The 18421-nt window shown below is 60.2% G+C and carries 18 protein-coding genes; 10 read left to right on the top strand and 8 right to left on the bottom strand.

Features of this window, described 5'->3' with window-relative positions:
* Positions 1 to 7 precede the first annotated feature (7 nt).
* Positions 8 to 817: a PIG-L family deacetylase gene (locus VH599_21890; GenBank protein HEY7350976.1), complete on the top strand. Its 810-nt coding sequence runs from the start codon at positions 8 to 10 to the stop codon at positions 815 to 817.
* Positions 818 to 835: 18 nt separating this feature from the next.
* Here VH599_21890 and lpdA read toward each other — a convergent pair whose 3' ends face one another.
* Together lpdA and VH599_21880 are read right to left on the bottom strand one after the other, a co-directional pair.
* Complete coding sequence (lpdA, locus tag VH599_21885) at positions 836 to 2257, bottom strand: dihydrolipoyl dehydrogenase (protein HEY7350975.1); 1422 nt, start codon at positions 2255 to 2257, stop codon at positions 836 to 838.
* A 33-nt stretch (positions 2258 to 2290) separates the two neighbouring features.
* Positions 2291 to 3316, bottom strand: coding sequence for an alcohol dehydrogenase catalytic domain-containing protein (locus tag VH599_21880; protein HEY7350974.1), 1026 nt, complete (start codon positions 3314 to 3316; stop codon positions 2291 to 2293).
* A gap of 568 nt (positions 3317 to 3884) precedes the next feature.
* Here VH599_21880 and VH599_21875 point away from each other — a divergent pair.
* Positions 3885 to 6107 (top strand): sodium-translocating pyrophosphatase, encoded by a 2223-nt coding sequence (locus VH599_21875; protein ID HEY7350973.1) that lies wholly within the window; start codon positions 3885 to 3887, stop codon positions 6105 to 6107.
* 48 nt (positions 6108 to 6155) lie between these two features.
* Here VH599_21875 and VH599_21870 read toward each other — a convergent pair whose 3' ends face one another.
* Positions 6156 to 6431, bottom strand: coding sequence for a hypothetical protein (locus VH599_21870; GenBank protein HEY7350972.1), 276 nt, complete (start codon positions 6429 to 6431; stop codon positions 6156 to 6158).
* Here VH599_21870 and VH599_21865 point away from each other — a divergent pair.
* From VH599_21865 to VH599_21835, 7 genes are all read left to right on the top strand, one after another.
* Positions 6424 to 7173, top strand: coding sequence for a class I SAM-dependent methyltransferase (locus VH599_21865; protein HEY7350971.1), 750 nt, complete (start codon positions 6424 to 6426; stop codon positions 7171 to 7173). The genes VH599_21870 and VH599_21865 overlap by 8 nt on opposite strands.
* A gap of 60 nt (positions 7174 to 7233) precedes the next feature.
* Positions 7234 to 7527, top strand: a complete 294-nt coding sequence (locus tag VH599_21860; GenBank protein ID HEY7350970.1) for an antibiotic biosynthesis monooxygenase family protein — start codon at positions 7234 to 7236, stop codon at positions 7525 to 7527.
* A 270-nt stretch (positions 7528 to 7797) separates the two neighbouring features.
* Complete coding sequence (gene ligA / locus VH599_21855; GenBank protein ID HEY7350969.1) at positions 7798 to 10107, top strand: NAD-dependent DNA ligase LigA; 2310 nt, start codon at positions 7798 to 7800, stop codon at positions 10105 to 10107.
* Between the two features lie 107 nt (positions 10108 to 10214).
* Entirely contained in the window at positions 10215 to 10403 is a 189-nt protein-coding gene (locus VH599_21850; GenBank protein ID HEY7350968.1) for a hypothetical protein, read from the top strand.
* Between the two features lie 141 nt (positions 10404 to 10544).
* Positions 10545 to 11333 carry a Sir2 family NAD-dependent protein deacetylase gene (locus VH599_21845; protein HEY7350967.1) on the top strand — a complete coding sequence of 263 codons (789 nt, stop codon included), beginning with the start codon at positions 10545 to 10547 and terminating at the stop codon, positions 11331 to 11333.
* Positions 11334 to 11477: 144 nt separating this feature from the next.
* Positions 11478 to 12839 carry a protein kinase gene (locus VH599_21840; GenBank protein HEY7350966.1) on the top strand — a complete coding sequence of 454 codons (1362 nt, stop codon included), beginning with the start codon at positions 11478 to 11480 and terminating at the stop codon, positions 12837 to 12839.
* A 28-nt stretch (positions 12840 to 12867) separates the two neighbouring features.
* Positions 12868 to 13086 carry a hypothetical protein gene (locus VH599_21835; GenBank protein ID HEY7350965.1) on the top strand — a complete coding sequence of 73 codons (219 nt, stop codon included), beginning with the start codon at positions 12868 to 12870 and terminating at the stop codon, positions 13084 to 13086.
* 19 nt (positions 13087 to 13105) lie between these two features.
* Here the strand turns inward: VH599_21835 and VH599_21830 are convergent, their stop codons facing one another.
* The 3 genes from VH599_21830 to VH599_21820 all read right to left on the bottom strand — a co-directional run bounded on the left by VH599_21830 (position 13106) and on the right by VH599_21820 (position 16038).
* Positions 13106 to 14440 (bottom strand): heterodisulfide reductase-related iron-sulfur binding cluster, encoded by a 1335-nt coding sequence (locus tag VH599_21830; protein HEY7350964.1) that lies wholly within the window; start codon positions 14438 to 14440, stop codon positions 13106 to 13108.
* A 17-nt stretch (positions 14441 to 14457) separates the two neighbouring features.
* Positions 14458 to 15261 (bottom strand): ZIP family metal transporter, encoded by an 804-nt coding sequence (locus VH599_21825; protein HEY7350963.1) that lies wholly within the window; start codon positions 15259 to 15261, stop codon positions 14458 to 14460.
* A gap of 81 nt (positions 15262 to 15342) precedes the next feature.
* Positions 15343 to 16038: a metal-dependent transcriptional regulator gene (locus tag VH599_21820; GenBank protein ID HEY7350962.1), complete on the bottom strand. Its 696-nt coding sequence runs from the start codon at positions 16036 to 16038 to the stop codon at positions 15343 to 15345.
* Positions 16039 to 16254: 216 nt separating this feature from the next.
* Between VH599_21820 and VH599_21815 the strand changes: the two genes are divergently transcribed.
* On the top strand, positions 16255 to 16881 hold the full coding sequence (locus VH599_21815) for a DNA-3-methyladenine glycosylase I (GenBank protein HEY7350961.1): 627 nt from the start codon (positions 16255 to 16257) through the stop codon (positions 16879 to 16881).
* 5 nt (positions 16882 to 16886) lie between these two features.
* Here the strand turns inward: VH599_21815 and ltaE are convergent, their stop codons facing one another.
* Both ltaE and VH599_21805 read right to left on the bottom strand, forming a co-directional pair.
* Complete coding sequence (gene ltaE / locus VH599_21810; protein HEY7350960.1) at positions 16887 to 17945, bottom strand: low-specificity L-threonine aldolase; 1059 nt, start codon at positions 17943 to 17945, stop codon at positions 16887 to 16889.
* A gap of 16 nt (positions 17946 to 17961) precedes the next feature.
* Positions 17962 to 18186 (bottom strand): hypothetical protein, encoded by a 225-nt coding sequence (locus VH599_21805; GenBank protein ID HEY7350959.1) that lies wholly within the window; start codon positions 18184 to 18186, stop codon positions 17962 to 17964.
* Between the last annotated feature and the right edge of the window lie 235 nt (positions 18187 to 18421).

Below are 18421 nucleotides of genomic sequence, written 5' to 3'. Positions count from 1 at the left end.
ACAACTCGTGGAAATCACCAGCCTTGAACAGATTGATCGCCGCTATCGCCATATCTATCTCTCGCCACATTTCGACGACGCTGCGCTCTCCTGTGGCGGCTCCATCGGCCTTCAGACCTCCTGTGGACTGAAGGCGCTGGTTATCACCGCCTTTGCAGGCGTGCCACCTGAAGACCAGCAGCCCGGCGGCTTCGCCCGCCAGACCCATCAGGACATGGGCCTGTCCGCCAGTCCCCACGAAGTCGTCAAAGCGCGGCGGCGGGAAGATAAAGAAGCCATCTCCACCTTGGGAGCAGATACCTTCTGGCTGGACCACTTCGACGCCATCTATCGCGGCGTACCGCCCTACTACCAAAACAACGAAGCACTCTTTGGACAGGTTGATGCCAATGACTTTAGCCTGGATGAGCAGCTTGGAACGTTCCTCTTGGAAGTCTATCGGCGCGCCCCCCTGGCAACCTTCTATGTGCCGCTGGGCGTCGGCCACCACGTCGATCACCAGCTTTGCTGCTCGGCGGGTGATCGCCTGGCGCAGCAGGGCGCGAACATCAAGTTTTACGAAGATTTCCCCTATGTTGCCACGCCTGGCGCGCTCGACACGCGCAGGCGAGAACTGGGCAGCAGCCTGGAAGCCGAGCTTGTCGAAGTTTCCGGCTCGCTGCGCCTGAAAGAAGACGCGCTCATCTGCTATAAGAGCCAGATTCCGGTCCTTTTTGGCAGCGCCGATAAGATGCAGCGGTCCCTCGAAGACTACATGGGTTCGCTCCGCCGCACCTATCCTGGCATCGAGATCGAGCGTTTCTGGCAATTCAAATAAGATGCGTTTGAGAAACGCTTAGCGCCGCGCGGCTGGTTGGCGGAGGGCAATATGAATAGGTCGGCCTTCCGCCGCCAGCACCGCCTCGCGCAGCGCCTCGCTGAGCGTCGGGTGCGGGTGGATCGTCGCAATAATCTCGTCGCTGGTGAGTTCGGCACGCATCGCCAGTGTATACTCGGTAATCAGATTCGTCGCGTCGGGGCCGATGATCGTCGCGCCCAGCACCTCATCATACTGCCCTAGAATGACTTTGACAAAGCCATCCGCCTCATCCATCGAGAGCGCCTTGCCGTTCGCCCGGAAGGGAAACTTTTCCGCGCGCGCTGATGCGTCGCGCTCTTTGGCCGCCGCCTCGGTCAGCCCCACCGAAGCAATCTCCGGGTGCGTATAGATAGGGCGCGGATAGGCATTATAATCCATCGTCGCATCGTGGCCCATCGCGTTTTCCGCCGCTATTTCGCCCTCCGTCGAGGCCACATGCGCCAGCATCGTCTTGCCAACCAGATCACCAACCGCGTAGACGCCCGGCAGGTTCGTCTCCATTCGCTCATTCGTCTTCACGCGAGCGCGGTCCATCGCCAGCCCTTGCTTCTTGAGTTCATCCAGTCCAGCGTTGTTGGGGCCACGCCCCACCGCCACCAGCACATAGTCAGCGGTAAACGCCTGCTCGCCGCTCGCCGTCTTAGCAATGACCTGCTTCTGTTTGCCGCTCTCGCCAATGGACTGTACCGTCGAATCAACAAAAATCTCGATACCTTGCTTCTTCATCTCGCGCGTCAGCAAGGTGATCGCATCCGGGTCTTCGGTGGCGACAATTGACGGCAGCATCTCGATGACCGTCACTTTAGTTCCAAACGCCGCAAAGGCGCAGGCCAGTTCAACGGCAATCACGCCTCCGCCGATGCAGATCAGCGATTTTGGCGCTTCTTTCAGGCTCAGTGCGTCATCGCTGAAGATCACGCGCTCGCCATCAATGCCCGGAAACGGCGGCTTCAGCGTTACCGAGCCGTTCGCCAGAATCAGCTTGCTCGTCGTCACCTCTTGCGTCCCATCCTTGCCCTCGATGCGCACCCGATTTGCCGAAAGCGGCGTACCCAGCCCCTCAAAAACTTTGACGCCGTTGGCCTTGAGGAGTTGTCCCACGCCGCCGGTCAACTGCTTCACCACCTTCTCCTTGAACGCAACCGCCTGGCGCATATCGAACTTCGGCTTCTCCGTGTGAATGCCAAAATCCTCATACAGATCGAAGTTTCTGAGCGTATCGGCAATATGGATCAGCGCCTTGGAGGGGATACAGCCCACGTTCAGGCAGGTGCCTCCCAGATATTCTTTCTCGACAATCGCCACCCTGGCTCCAAGCTGGGCGGCGCGAATCGCGGCAGGATAGCCGCCGACGCCAGCCCCCAGCACCAGCACATCAAACTGATTTTGTTCTGCCACAAACCTGCTCCTTTATCTTTTATAGGGTATTTCTCACGCCTGGTTGACCAAGAACACCTTTAGCGCCTGCTGCGCGCGCGCCAGTTCAACGCCTTCGTGAAACTGTTCCAGCGGCAGCCGATGGCTGATGAGGTCGGCGACGCGCACCTGCCCTGAAGACAGCAACTCCAGCGATGCGCGCAGATCAGCCGGTGAGGACGAATAACTGGCTGTGAGCGTCAGTTCATGATGATAGACCATCGAGAGATCAATCGAAGCTACCAGACCCGGCGGGCAGGCAAAAAGGTTGAGCGTTCCTCCTGCGCGCACCAGCCCCAGCGCCTGTTGGACGGCGCGAGCGCCGCCCGCCGTCAGGATGGCACCATCCACACCGCGCCCATTGGTCCAGGCACGCACCTGCTCTGCCAGATCGCCCCTTTCCGCGTGCAGCGCCAGGTCCACACCCAACGCTCGCGCCAGTTCCAGCCGCTCTTCCAGCATATCAATGCCCATCACCCGCGCCCTGTCCACCACTGCTTTCACGGCCTGCGCCATCTGCAAGCCGATAGACCCCAGCCCGATCACCAGCGCCGTATCGCCCGGCAGAAGCGCGGAGCGGCGCACCGCGCGCACACAGCAGGCCAGCGGCTCGGTAAACGAGGCGTGTTCATCACTGAGGTGATCGGGAAGAGGCAGCGTAGTCTGGCGAACGTTCTCAGCAGGCACACGCACGTAATCGGCGAAGCCGGAGGGGAAGATATTGCTGGTCTTGAAGCGAGCGCACATCGAAGGATGCCCATGACGGCAATAGTGACACGCGCCGCAGGGTACATGGTGCGCTACCACCACGCGATCACCTGGGCGAAACGCTGCGACTTCCGCGCCCACCGCCGCCACGCGCCCCGCCAGCTCATGCCCCAGGATGACCGGCGGCGCGATCTGCCCGACGATCTTGGCAATATCCGACCCACACAAGCCGCATCCGGCGGGCCGAAGTAACAACTCATCCGGCCCAATCTCAGGAATGGGCATATCCTCAACACGCACATCATCGTAGCGGTGATAGATAACTGCTTTCACAGATATGGCCTTCTGCAAGAGTTCTGGCGCGGGCGCGCGAGCGACCAACGGGAGCGAGAGTGCGGGAACCCAGTGGCAGCCCGCGAGCGAGGCGCAGCCGAGCGAGAATGCGGGAACCCGGTTCCCACAAGGGCTGCCCCGCGTCAGCGGCCTGCAAGCACCCGCCGCCGAAGGCGCGGGCGAGAGCGCCACCCAACAGTATAGCATATGTGCTTCAGGCAGCGCGCCCCTCGATTGTTGGTAGGCACATTTCTTGCAAACTCAGCCACTTACCTGAGTAGTCTGAGACGCCTTCTCGGAAGGCTTTTTGAGTACCGAGACGGGTTTCTTACAAGCAACTTGTCAATTTCGCAAACACTATGCTATAGTAATGCCAACATCCAACGTCTGAGAGAACCGCAAGGCATGTGGGTGGCTTCTGCATGGCCGCACGTCCCCCAGGCGACACCGCAAGCAATCCCCTTCCTGGTATATGGCGGCGGTGGCAGCATGGAATGGACACATGTTCGCGCGGCCCTGCTCCAACGCAGCGCGGCGTTGATGATAGCACTAGGAGGGCAAAGTTTACGTGGACAATTTCATTTGGATTGCTGTACCGCTCGCCGCCAGCGTGGTGGCAATTCTCCTCGCCATCTATCTGGCCCGCTGGGTACTGCGGCTCGATCAAGGCAATGAGGGTATGCAGAAAGTGGCGCGTGCCATCTTCCAGGGCGCACAGGCGTTCATCAGACGCCAGTATCTTACCATCGCTCTACTCGCTCTTGGAGCCGCCGTTGTCGTAGGCGTGCTGCTCGCCTTGCTCAGTGGCAACGGCAGCACAATCGCAGGGGTAATGCCGCTTGGCATTGCCATACGCGCGGCCATCGCCTTTCTGATCGGCGCGGGCTGCTCCATTCTCTCCGGCCTGGTGGGCATGAACGTCGCCGTTCGCTCCAACAGCCGGGTTGCCAGCGCAGCAAGCAATGGCCTTGGCGACGCGCTGCTGGTGGGCTTGCGTGGGGGCGCAGTCACCGGCTTCCTGGTCATCGCCTTGAGTCTGCTGGGCGTCACCCTTGTCTATGTGATCTACAACGCGCTTGGCTCTTCGGTAGAAGATACCCCGGTGCTGATCGTCGGCTTCGGCTTTGGGGCCAGCTTCGTAGCCCTCTTCGCCCAGCTTGGCGGCGGCATCTACACCAAGGCGGCTGATGTCGGCGCTGATCTGGTGGGCAAGGTTGAGGCAGGCATCCCCGAAGACGACCCGCGCAACCCCGCCGTGATCGCCGACCTCGTAGGCGACAACGTGGGCGACTGCGCCGGACGTGGCGCTGACCTCTTCGAGTCCACCGCCGCCGAAAACATCGGCGCGATGATCCTGGGCGCCGCTGTCTACGTCAGCCTGGGCAAGCAGAATGTCGGCTGGATCATCTTCCCGCTGGTCGTGGTTGGCTTTGGCATCATCGCTTCGATGATCGGCCTTCTGGCCGTTCGTTCTACCGGCTTGAAAGAGCCGAGCGAAGGCGCAGAGCGCGATGCAGGCGTGATTGCTATGGGCCGCCTGAACGTCGGCTACTACGTCACCGCAGCACTGTCGCTCATTGGCATCGTCGCCTTAAGCTATTTCCTGTTGGATAAAGATAGCTGGTATTACTTCGCGGCGGCTGGCGTGGTTGGCATCCTCAACAGCATCGCCTTCGTCTACATCACCCAGTACTACACGTCCGGCAAGTGGCGTCCGGTGCGACAGATCGCTGAGGCCAGCAAGACCGGCCCAGGCACCAATATCATCGCGGGGCTATCCGTTGCCTTTGAGAACACGGCGCTGCCGGTGCTTGCCATCTGCGCCTCGCTGGGCCTGGCCTATTGGCTTGGCACCCTCGCAGGCATCCCCAGTCAGACTGGCGGCATCATCAGCACAGGTGGCATCTACGCCACCGCCGTAGCAACAATGGGAATGTTGATGAGCGCGTCCTATATCCTGGCAATGGACAGCTTTGGCCCCATCACCGACAACGCGGGCGGCATCGTCGAAATGAGCGGCGCGCCTGACGAAGTGCGCGTCGTCACCGATGCGCTCGACAGCGTGGGCAACACCACCAAAGCCCTCACCAAAGGCTATGGCATCGGTTCCGCCGCGCTGGCCGCGTTCCTGCTCTTCAGCGCCTATCTGGATGTTCTCCAGCGCAGCAGCTACACCCCCACGGGCGGCACCAGTTACAGCGTCAACCTGGCGAACCCGCCGATCTTCATCGCCGCGCTGCTGGGCGCTGCGCTGATCTTCCTGTTTAGCTCGCTGGCAATTCGGGCCGTTGGCGCAACTGCCCAGAGCATGATCGAGGAAGTGCGCCGCCAGTTCAAGGCCAACCCTAAGATCATGGCTGGTGAGGCCGATCCCGACTACGCCACCTGCGTAGACATCAGCACCAGGGCCGCCCTGCGGCAGATGGTCATTCCTGGCGTGCTGGTCGTGGCCTGCCCCATTATCGTCGGTCTGGCGCTTGGCCCGGAGGCTGCCGCCGGATTCCTGATGGTTGGCACCGTTGGCGGCATTCTGATGGCGCTGGTGATGAACAACGGCGGCGGCGCGTGGGACAACGCCAAAAAATACATCGAAGCAGGCTTCCTGAAGGATGATCAGGGCGCCATCCTGGGCAAGAAGACCCCGGCCCATCAGGCCGCCGTCGTCGGTGATACCGTCGGCGATCCCTTCAAGGATACCGCCGGACCATCGCTGCACATTGTCATCAAACTGCTCAGCACCATCACGCTTGTGCTGGCCCCGCTCTTCATCTTCTTCCACCCACACCCATAAGGCTGGAAGATACTACAGCAGGGAGTTGACAACACCCTCTGGCAGAGCTTACGCTATCGGCGACTTGCTGCTATCCGGGCAAAACCGGATAACCGAGCCGCCGATAGTTTCTTGTAGCGTTTTGGTAGCGATAGAACGAGTGGCTTTGCGTTTCCGTGTCGCTGGCTGGCGCAGCCTGGCCGCGCTGCTCTGCATCGCTCCCCTTCCCCGATCAACGCGCTGGAGAACGCCGCCAATCAGGGACTGGATGTGCGCGTGATGCTGGAGCCGCGTCCATTTGGCTTCAGCCCCGTCTCTGTAGCGATAGCGAGGATTTATGACCACCAACGCCTATTCATCGTTATGGTTTCAGCTTTTTATGCCCTTGCAGACTGAGGAATGGACGGGCAAAGACGTGGCCTTCCTGGCGCGACAGCTCCCCCTGCCGCGCTATCAACGCCTGCTCGACCTCTGCTGCGGCTATGGCCGACATGCCCTCCCACTGGCCGGGCGCGGCTATCAGGTGACGGGCCTTGATCGAGACGCAGCAGCCATCGCCGAAGCCCAGCAGCGCACGGCGCGGGCAGGCCAGGCAATCACCTATCTGATCGCCGACATGCGCCAGGTTGGGGAGGTACCCGGCGCATTCGACGCCGTGATCAACATGTGGCAGAGCTTCTGTTATTTCGATGAGGCGACCAATATTGATCTGCTGCGGCAAATGCATCGCAAGCTAACGCCTGGTGGCCGCTTCATCATTGACATGTACAATCGCGCCTTCTACGAGCGCCAGCAGGGTTCTCAACGTCGGGAGATCAACGGCATCATCGTCGAATCGAACACCTACCTGCAAGACCGTCGCCTGCATTCGGTCTTGCGGTACCTGGATGAAGCGGGCGAGCGCGGCGGCGACCATTTTGATTTCCAGATGTTCACGCCCGACGAGTTCAGCGCCCTGGCAGCCGCGTGCGGCTTCACACCACGCCTGGTCTGTACCTGGGCCGATGAAAACATCGCTCCGTCGTCTGATGTAGCGCGCATGCAGATCGTGCTTGAGAAAACCACCCAAGAGCGAGCACCTCAGTAAAAAAGCGTTGAAAAGAGCAGTGCTGAAAAAGAGCTGAAAAAGAGAAAGGAACGCGAAACCATGATAACCGAAATCGCCATCTTTCAGGCCGTCCCCGGCAAAGCAGAAGCCTTCGCGCAGGGCATCCAGAAGGGAATCGAAGTGGTGCGCCGTGACGCCGGGTGCCACTCCGTCGCCGTTCACCGCTGCATTGAAGACACCGGGCGCTTCATGCTCGTAGTACAATGGGATAGTCTGGAGGCGCACACCGAAGGCTTCCGCAAATCGCCGCTCTTTGCCGAATATCGCAGCCATATCGCCGGTCTCTTTCAGGATAGCCCTGTCGTCCATCACTACGAAGCCATCAGTTCCTAAGAGCGCCTCACACAACCTCCGCACGAGCAGGGGCGGGGTTGGAGCGCCGTCCTTCCAGGCGGCAGGGGTGGGGCCACCCGTCGGTTGTGTGAGGCATTCTAAGAAGCCATTGGTTCCTGGCTCTCCCCAATAGGCGGGAACACTCATTGCCGCATCCGAAAGAATCGAAAAGAAGGGAAAGACAAAGAAAAGCTAGAGAAAGAAAAGCCGGAAGAAATAGACCAGTAACACGCTCATCACCCATCAGCTTGTAGCAAGGGAGGGTTTTCTATGGCCTACGACCCAACTGCTTCTGAAGAGGTCGCGCCACGCGCGCCAGCCGCCGAGGGCCAATCTACCCTGGAAAGCGCCGACGCGCTGATCAAGCGCGTTGACGAACTGCGCAGCCAGATAGACGATGCCAACTATAACTATCATGTGCTGGACAACCCGACCATCAGCGATTACGACTACGATATGCTGGTGCGCGAGCTTCAAGCCATCGAGCAGGAGCATCCCGAACTTCAGACGCCCGACTCGCCCACACAGCGCGTAGGCGCTGCCGCCGTCACCACCGACTTTGCCAAGCACATCCATCCGGTCCCGATGCTCAGTCTGGCAAACGCCCGCAACGTCGAGGAACTGCGCGCCTGGGAGCGTCGAGCCCGCGCGATCTTGCCCAACGCCACCTTCGCCTATGTCTGCGAACTCAAAATTGATGGCCTGGCGACAGCTATCACCTACGAAGATGGCCGCCTGACCCTGGGAGCCACACGCGGCGATGGCTTTGTGGGCGAAGACATCACTCCCAATATCCGCAGCATTCGCCCCATCCCGCAGCGCCTGCGCGCAAACAACGGCGGACCCACCCCACGGAAGGTAGAGGTGCGCGGCGAAGTCTACATGCCCACCAGGAGCTTTGAGCAGCTTAACGAACAGATCGCCCTTGCCGCCGAGCGCGCGCGCCAGGCCAGCTCCACTACCAACGCCTCGCCCGCCGCTGCCACAGAAGCAGCAAACGTTGAGGCCATTGCAGCCACCCTCCCCGAAGCCGCCGCAGCCGTGACGGGTGAGCAGAAAGGCCCCCGGCTCTTTGCCAATCCGCGCAACTCCGCCGCTGGCTCATTGCGCCAGAAAGACCCGTCAATTACTGCCAGGCGCAACCTGGAATACTTCGGCTACCAGATCGGGTACATCCAGGATGACAACTTGCGCGTTGACACTCAATGGCAGTTGCTCGAACTGCTGCGCGGCTGGGGCTTTCCGGTCAACCCGAACGCCCGACTCTTCGATAACCTGGAAGATGTCATCGCCTTTTGTCTGAAATGGCAGCAGGATCGTTTCCAGCTTCCCTACGAGATTGACGGCGTGGTCGTCAAAATCAATGATCGCCACCAGCAGGATGAGCTAGGTGTCGTCGCTCACGACCCGCGCTGGGCCATCGCCTTCAAGTTTCCGCCCATCCAGCAGACGACACGCCTGCTCGACATTCGCGTCAACGTGGGCCGCACCGGCTCGCTCAATCCGTATGCTGTGCTGGAAGCCGTCAACATCGGCGGCACCATCATCAGGGCCGCCGCCCTGCACAACGAAAACGACATTCGCCGCAAAGACCTGCGCATCGGCGATTGGGTCGTGGTGCAGCGCGCAGGGGATGTCATTCCCCAGGTCGTCAAGCCGATCATCGAGAAGCGGCCCGATCCTCCACCGCCCGAATACCAGTTGCCCGACAAATGCCCGTCTTGCGACGCGCCCGTCATTCGCAACGAAGACGAGGCGATGGCCTATTGCTCCAACCTGCCGGAAAACTGTCAGGCGCAGTTGACCGAACTGATCCGCCACTTTGTTTCGCGCGGCGCAATGGACATCGAAGGCATGGGCGATGAACTCTGCGACGATCTCATCAAGGCTGGCTATGTGAAAGACCCTGCCGACATCTATCGCCTGACCAAAGACGACCTGCTTAAGTTGGAAGGCTTCGCCGAAAAGAAAGCCAATAACATCATCAATGCCATTGAGGCCAGCAAACAGCGCCCGCTTTCGCGCCTGCTCTTTGCGCTGGGCATCCGTTACGTCGGCGAAAAAGCCGCTCAGACCGTTGCGCTTTCATTTGAGACGATGGAGAAGCTTCTGGCCGCCAGCGAAGAGCAGATCACCGCGCTGGCTGGCATTGGCCCCAAGATCGGCCACAGCCTCTATCTCTGGCTTCAGCAGCCGCGCAACCGCGAAGTCATCGAAAAACTCCAGGTGGCAGGCGCGCGCATGGAAAATGACCGCAGCGGCGCTGCGCTGGCAACGGGGCCGCTGGCCGGGCAGACTTTCCTGCTCACCGGACGGCTGCAAAGCATGTCGCGCCCCCAGGCCGAAGAAGCTATTCAGCAGCTTGGCGGAGCTATTGCCAGCGGCGTCAGCAAAGGACTCAACCATCTGATCGTCGGCGAGGACGCAGGCTCCAAACTGCCCAAAGCGCAGAAGCTCGGCGTACCCATCCGCGACGAAACCTGGTTGATTGCGCTGCTTGCCCAGCACAAGCAGCGCGGCCCTGGCGTCGAAAGCGCCAGCGGAAGCCAGGAGCTATTAGACAAGCCGGGGCAGGCATGATATAATAGAGGAGCGCGCTGCCCGGCGCAGTGCGGCAAAACGACAACCTCTCCAGTACTATTCGATAGAGTCTCACAACATCATCCAACCCGAAGGAGTACAACAAGATGGCGAGAAGGGGCGAACTTTCCAAGACAGCGCGCGCCTCGCTGGCAAACCGCGAGGAAATGAACCACCTCACCGCGCGGCAGTGCGCGAAATGCGGCGAATTCATCATGCTCAAGGAACTGCTGCCCGTCAAGGTAGCTAACCAGGGCATGGTCTATTACCACAAGACCCACTACCAGCTTTCCTAGCGCGCTAGCCTGCCAGCACGCCCACCAACAGTACGCATGGTATGATCTAGCCCTTCAGGGAGGCCGCCAGCCATCTGAACTACCTGGCAGCCATCTGGAGGGCTTCTTTTGAGAAATAGGCGTGAGAGATAGGGGCGCCTCATGGCATCTGAATCGCTCTCTTCTGGCCCACAAGAAGCGATTGAAGACCTTCTTGAGTTTCTGGAAATATCCAGCCAGATTGTCGTACTCACCGGCGCGGGAGCCAGCACCGAATCGGGCATCCCCGACTTCCGCAGCCCGGATGGCATCTGGCGGCGCTATCCCCCTGGCACGTATCAGGATTTCATCAGCAAACCAGAGGCGCGCAAACGCTATTGGGAACTACGCCGCGTGCTGGGTGGGCAGGTTGTTGGAGCCAAACCGAACCCGACGCATTACGCGCTGGCCGAACTAGAGCGTCTGAATAAGCTCAGCGGCATCATCACCCAGAACTTTGACGGGCTGCACCAGGACGCCGGAAACTCGCCAGAGCGCGTCATCGAATTACATGGCACGTCGCGCATGGCAGCCTGCACGCGCTGCGGCACGCGCTCGTCAATCAGTCTACTTCAGCAGCGCGTCGAGGCCGGAGATGAAGACCCGCAGTGCGAACGCTGTGGCGGCTATCTGAAAGCCGCCACCATCCTCTTCGGCCAGCCGGTGCCGCGCGCCGAACTGGATCGAGCCATCGCCCTGGCAAAAACGTGTGATCTCTTTCTGGTCATCGGCTCATCCCTGCGTGTCAGCCCGGCATCGCGCCTGCCAATGCTGGCAGTGGAGCGTGGAGCGCCGCTGGTGATCATCAACCGCGAACCCACGCCGCTCGACCAGCGCGCCGACATCGTGCTGCGCGCCAACGCGGGCGAAACGATGTCGCGCCTCATGGCTCTGCTTCACGAAAGGAGCTAGCTCACCCTGACCTTCTTTCTTATCAAGCCAGGTACATAAGATTTCCTGCCGCGCTGGACATTCAGAGAAAGGCAATTTAGAATACAGGGCGCAGGGAATCCTGAAGAGGACAGGATTTTCCACCAGGAAAGCGGGTGAAGAGTCTTGGCGCAGCAGCCCCCTCGCATCGTAAATGGCCTCTACCACCTGGGACCAGCTTTGATCCCCGGCGCGGCTGCCGCTCTCTTCAGTGCCACCTACACAGCAACAAACGATCCGGTGGCGCTTCTGCTCGCCCGCCCTCCAGCCAGAGCCGATCACACCCACGCGCAGCAGGCACTGCGCTCGGCCAGGACGTTGACCACCTTGCTCCATCCACACCTGCTGCATCTGCAAGAGGCTGGCTTCGATCAAGGGGAATATTTTCTCGTCACCGACCTGCGAGGCCGCCCGCTCCGCGAACTCCTCAATCAAGAGGCGCTGCCACTGGCTCGCGCCCTGGAAATCACCCAGCAGCTTACGCAAGGCATCAACGCCCTTCACAGCCGAAAGGTTGTCGGGCTGGACCTGCGCCCCGAACGCATCCATATCGAAACCGCCGGGCGCTACGACACCGCGCTGGCGGCGGATATTGGCCTGCGCGGTTTCCTCCAGGCGCTGGGCTATGATGAGCAAGAGCGCGCCGAAACCCCCTTGCTTCAGACCGACCCGCGCTACGCTGCCCCGGAGCAGCTTCAGAATGGCGACATGAGTCCGGCAACCGATGTCTATACGCTGGGCCTGGTCTTATTCGAGATGATCGCCGGGCGAGCGCCTTTTGTAGGACGCTCGGCGGCTGACACGCGCGTCCTTCAATTGAGCCAGCCCGTCCCCAATCTGCGGCCTCTGCGCGGCGAAACGCCGCCTGAGCTTCAGACCCTCATCGAGCAGGCGCTCTCCAAGCATCCCTCGCTGCGCTTTCCCGACATGCCGACCTTTGGGGCTACCATCGAAGCCTTGCAAGAGCGCCTGCCAAAACGCGCGCCCGGCTCTAGCAGGCTGGCTCCCCAGTTGTACTCCTTCCGCACTGCCCCGCTCGAATCGCTCAAAAGTGGAACAGCCAGCGCGCAATCAGCCGCCGCGCAGGCCACACCAGCGGTTGATCCTGACGCAGACATCACCCTCGACCACGTAGATCAGCACGAAGGAGATACCCTGCATATCCCTGGCCGGGCGCGGCTCCTGTTGGGCAAGAGCGAGCGCAAAAAAGTCGTCCCCATCGCGCGCTTCCCCGCCATCCTGGGCCGCGCCGACCCAAACCGCCAGCAAAGGCCAGATATTGACCTGGCCCCCTACGATACGAAACGCAGCATTAGCCGTCTGCACGCCCGTATCTGGTACGAGCGTGGCCTCTTTTACATCGAAGATTTAGGCAGCGTCAACAAAACCGCGCTGGGCGAACTGGAACTCACCCCCTACGAGCGCCAGTTGCTGCGCCGTCACGATACCATCAAGCTTGGCCTGCTCCAGATGATTTTCGAGTATTAACCAGAAGAGTACTGGAAAGAAGCGAGCCATGCAGAAGTGGGAATATTTGTTCGTAACCGTGGCGGGCGAAATACGCTCGGATAAGGGCCAGCAAGTATTTTCAGTAAACGGCCAGGAAGTATGGGGCCAACGATGGCTCGCCTATGCCTACGCGAATCACCTGGGGGATCAAGGATGGGAACTGGTCAGCACCATCAGCAGCACGCCTGTCTGGTCCCAACTCGTTTTCAAGCGCCCCAAAGCATAGACCCATCGGGCAGCCTGCTTCATCGCTCTGTCTTGTAGGCGGCATCCAACAGATCAACCAGATGCGCCACGCGCACAGGCGCGCCAGCGGCGCGCACGCCCGCCTGAAGTTGCAGCATACAGCCGGGATTCGTGGAGACAATCATCTCTGCTTGAGTCGCCAGCGCGTGCTGCATCTTGCGCGCGAGCAGGCGGCGCGACATCCCCGGCTCGGTGATATTGTAGATACCCGCGCTGCCACAACACAGCGCCGCTTCATCCATCTCCACCAGACACAAACCCGGAATAGCGTGCAGCAGGCGTCGGGGCTGTTCGCTGACGCGCTGAGCATGCGCCAGATGGCACGCCTCCTGATAGGTAACGGTCAGCTTCAGCGGGCGCATATTCGGGTTCAGCGCGCCGCGCTGCTCCAGATCGCCCAGAAACTCGGTGATGTCTTTCACCTTCGCGCTGAAGGCTGCGGCGCGTCCAGCAAATTGCCGGTCCTCACGCAGCAGATGCCCATACTCTTTGAGCGCCGCGCCACAGCCTGCCGCATTGACGATAATTGCATCAAAGGGTACCTTCGCCTCCAGGCGCTCGAACGCCTCTATCGTGCGGCGGGCAAGCACGCGGGCGCGATCAATCTCGCCCGCATGGATAGTCAGCGCGCCGCAGCAGCCCTGGCCCGCCGGAATATGCGTCTCGCAGCCATTGGCCGCCAGCACCCGCGCCGTCGCGCGATCCGTCTCCGCGAAGGCGGTACTCATGATACACCCCGCAAACAGGGCGACCCGCTTATAGGGCCGACCCTGTTCGCCCCAGGTCGGCGCAAAGACCTGGCCGCCTGGCCGCAAAAAGCGCGCTGGCAGCGTCGGCAAAAGCGTTTCAGCTTCTCGCAGCCCCAGCGCGCGCAAAATGCCCAGCCGACGCGCCAGCCATTGCGCGCCGCTCCACTGATAGAGCCAGAGCAGACGGCTGGCCGCGCGAAAGAGGCGCATATCATCAAATAAGACGCCGAAGACAAACCGCCGCAGCACGCGCTGCGAGAGCGGGCGCGGTCTGGCGCGCTCAATCTGCGTGCGCGCCGCCTCCACCAGCCGACCATACTGCACGCCGGATGGGCAAACATCTTCGCACGCCCGGCAATCAAGGCATTGATACATCTGGCCCACAAAGCCAGGGCTGGTCACACTCAAGCGCCCCTCAGAGACGGCCTGAATCAAATGAATGCGCCCACGCGGCGAAGAAGTCTCGCGCAGCGTCTCCAGATACGTGGGGCAGTGCGGCAGACAGAGGCCACAGCGCACGCAGGCAGAAAAGATAGCGGGATCGGGGCGATCCCGCTCGTCAAAACCCTGGATAACAGGCAGCATGGGAAATCGCGCTCATCTCACGAACCGGCGAACGACACAATCAAATCAGTGCAATAGGCCAGCAGGAACCCGGCCAGTAAGCCCCACATAATCACTTCCTGCGCCTTGAAGCGGCGCGCCACGGCCAGCAGTTCAGCCACCACATAGATGATAGCGCCTGCCGCCAGCGCCAGGAAGAGGATAAAGATTTGGGGAGAATGCACCGAAATACCCAGGGCTGTTCCCAGGAACGTCGGACCGCCGCCAATCAGGCCCGCCAGGCCAATGAAGCCCCAGGAAACGCGCGAACCGCTCACCGGGCCAGCGATGCCAAAGCCTTCAGTCATATTATGCAGCCCGAACCCGATAATCAGCACCCAGGCAAGCTGCAACGCGCCAATCGCCGCCGATTGCCCAATCGCCAGACCCTCAGAAAAGTTATGCAGGCCAATCCCGGCGGCAATCATCAGGGCCAGCGTGCGCGGATTCACTTCGGTGATTTCTGTGCCCGTCACCTGCGGCTTCGCGCGCGCGATCACAAACTTATTGAAATACACCAGCCCCAGCAGCCCCACACCCAGCCCCACCGCCAGCAGAGCCACATCGCCCAGCAGCGGCCCCATCGAACCTCCCGCCTCTCCCGCGCTCTTCAGCGCATCGTCAATCGGCTCACTAGCCTCTGCGACCACATCGTAGAGCAAAAAGATCAGGATACCCGTTGCCAGCGCGTTCAGGAAGGCTTGCAGCGTGCGCGGGGGATTTGATAGTCGCGCAAAGGGAAGTCCTAAGTAAATGGTGAAACCGGCAAACGCGCCTAAGAGGAGAATCATCCCATTGGACATTCGTATTACTATCCTTTCCGGTAATGAGGCTTCCCGGATGATCTACAATTTTTTTCTTTCATCGGGGATGGGCGCAACGGCTCAGGCCATCACCACCCAGATTTTATTGGCAACTCGTTCAGGAATGTGTACCTCGTGGTCGGCCACGTTCAGCAAGACCGATGCCTCGGCCTCGCTGTAGCCGTCCAGGCGAATAGTTTGATCGGGTTTCAGTCCCTTCTCATTGAGATAGGAGATCAACTCCTGCTCATCCTCCACCACCTCCGAGATGCACAGAATACGCACCAGTTCCCCGGTATCGGCCTGGGTGAGCCGGAAAGCGTTTTGGGCAGCGAGATAGCCTTTGGCATCCGGCACTGCCCCAGGGATAGGATTCCCATGTGGACACGTCGTCGGATTGCCTAACGTGGCAACCACCCGCTGCTCCATCGCGCCGGAGATGAAGTGTTCCAGACGGCAGGCTTCCTCATGCACCTCATGCCAGCCCATACCCAGCATATCAACCAGAAAACGCTCCGTCAGCCGGTGGCGGCGCAGCACCCCCTCGGCAAGCTCCTGACCCTGGCTGGTAAGCGTCACCAGGCGGCGGCTGTCCATCTCCACATAGCCATCGCGCACCAGCCGCTTGAGCATCTCCGTCACAGACGGCGGCGCAACCTGAAACTTTTCAGCCAGCCGCGCGCCAATTACCACCTCACCCTCCATCGCCATGTTATAAATCGTCTCCAGATATTCCTCGACCTTGGCCGTCGCGGCTCCCGTGTGTTGAGACACCATAGAGCTTTTTCCTCAGCATCGTTGGATGAATAACAGAGTCGGGGGTGCGCCAATATCCTAGTTGCTTACTAGGATATTAGGGCATGCTAATGTCTGCCAGGATTGTAGCATAGCAAAGATAAAACGGTCAAGAGCAATAGATAAGAAAGAACATACAACGTTCCGATTGCCCTCGTTCGTTCTATGAGCAGGTCCATTGAAACCGAGAGGAGCGATATGGAATCACAGCCAGATCAAGTAACAACGCATCCTTCTGCTGCGCTCACCCGCTGCGCCTGGGCAAAAAGCCCGCTGATGATGCAGTATCACGACGAAGAGTGGGGCGTGCCGGTCCATGATGACCGGAAGCTCTTCGAGTTCCTTATCCTGGAAGGGGTCCAGGCAGGCTTGAGTTGGGAAACCGTTTTGAAAAAACGCGCGAGCTACCGCGTGGCCTTCGATCAATTTGATGCTGCCCGCATCGCCGCCTATGACCAGCGCAAAGTCGCGCAACTGCTCGCCAATGAGAACATCATCCGCAATCGCCTGAAGATTGCGGCAGCCATTCAGAACGCCAGAGCCTTCCTTGCCATTTGCGCCGAGTACGGCAGTTTTGCCAGCTATATCTGGCAGTTTGTCGGCGGCCAGCCCCGAACAAACACCTGGCGCACATTAGCAGACGTTCCGGCGCAGACACCAGAATCCGCTGCCATGAGCAAAGCCTTGAAAAAACGTGGGTTTGCCTTCGTCGGCTCGACCATTTGCTACGCCTTCATGCAGGCAACGGGGATGGTCAACGATCACACCAGCGATTGCTTTCGCTATTCGCTGGTGGACCAGGACAAAGGCAAACCAGAGCTTTAGACGCTCTAGCGCCCAATCAGCGCCGGTTGTTCCCGGCAAATCTTATTGAAAGCCACCAGCGCCGTATCAATATGCTCAGCCGTGATACCATAATGCGCCACGGTGCGAATGCGGCCCGGCCCCATATCAATCACCAGCACGCCCGCCTCGCGTGCCGCCCGCATAAAGGGCTGCTGGTCAAGCGGCGTGCCATCGGCGCGGCGCAGGTTGAAAAAGACCATATTCGTCTCTACCGCCGGATCAACGTTTAGCCCGCGAATCTCGGCCAGCCCATCGGCCAATCGGCGCGCGTTGGCGTGATCTTCGGCCATACGGTCCACCATCTGCTCCAGCGCCACAATTCCGGCTGCGGCCAGCACACCCGACTGGCGCATCCCGCCGCCCAGCATTCTGCGCGTCCGGCGGGCGCGCGCAATAAACTCACCTGTTCCGGTCAGCAGCGAGCCAACCGGCGCGCTCAGTCCCTTGGAGAGACAGAACATCACCGAATCAACATAGGCGGCAATCTCGCTGGCCTGCACGTCCAGCGCCAGCGCGGCGTTGAAGATGCGCGCCCCATCGAGATGGACCGGCGTGCCGCGCTGATGCGCAATCTCGCTCAATCGGCGCATCTGCTCCATCGTCACCACGCGCCCGCCGCAATCGTTGTGCGTATTTTCGAGGCACAGCAGCCCCGTACCCGGCCAGGGCCAGTCGGCTGGCTGGAGCGTTCGCTCGACCTGCTCCGGGTCCAGCGAACCATTCTCCAGATTCGGCAATACCCGCAGGGGCAATCCGCCAAACGTCGCCGCGCCTCCGCCTTCATAGAGCAAGATATGCGCGCGATCCCCCAAAATCACCTCATCGCCGCGCTGGCAGTGCGTAATCACCGCAGCCGTATTGCCCATCGTGCCGCTGGGTACAAACAGAGCTGCCTCTTTCCCCATACGCGCGGCGGCCAGTTCCTCCAGCTTTTTGACGGTTGGGTCGTCGCCAAAGACATCATCGCCCACCTCCGCGCGGTACATCGCCTCGCGCATCGCGGGCGTGGGCAGAGTTACAGTATCGCTTCGCAGATCAATCATGGCATCCCTCTATATTTTATATTTCTGTTTGCAAGCCTGCATAATAGGCGCACTCCAGCCGCAGCGGGCAATGCGCGCAGTCTGGGCGCTGCGCGTGGCAGACCCGCCGCCCATGCCGAATCAGATTCACATGTAAGGGGTACGCCCACTCGGCGGGCACGATGCGCTCAAAGACTACGTGCGCCTGGTCCGCAGACACCTTGGCCCCAATCAGCCCTAGCCCCTTGCTTGCTATTAGCACATGCGTATCGGCAGCCTTGTCCAGTTAGTGCGTTTCGCACCCATAGAAATACCCTCCTTTTGCATAAATTGCAAGTCCCATTGCAGGCATTATTTCATGAGTTTTTGGGCGCGGATACCCACGCGCTTTCGACGTGGGAGGAAGCGCCCCCTCCTCTCGCTTGACAGATAGGCTCGTCTGTAGTATACTCATTCCTATGAGCGAAACCCTCATAAGAACCACTTGTATCAAGTTG

Source organism: Ktedonobacterales bacterium (assembly GCA_036557285.1).
In the GTDB taxonomy this organism is placed as follows: Bacteria; Chloroflexota; Ktedonobacteria; order Ktedonobacterales; family DATBGS01; genus DATBHW01.
This window is presented reverse-complemented; position numbering and strand designations above follow the sequence as displayed.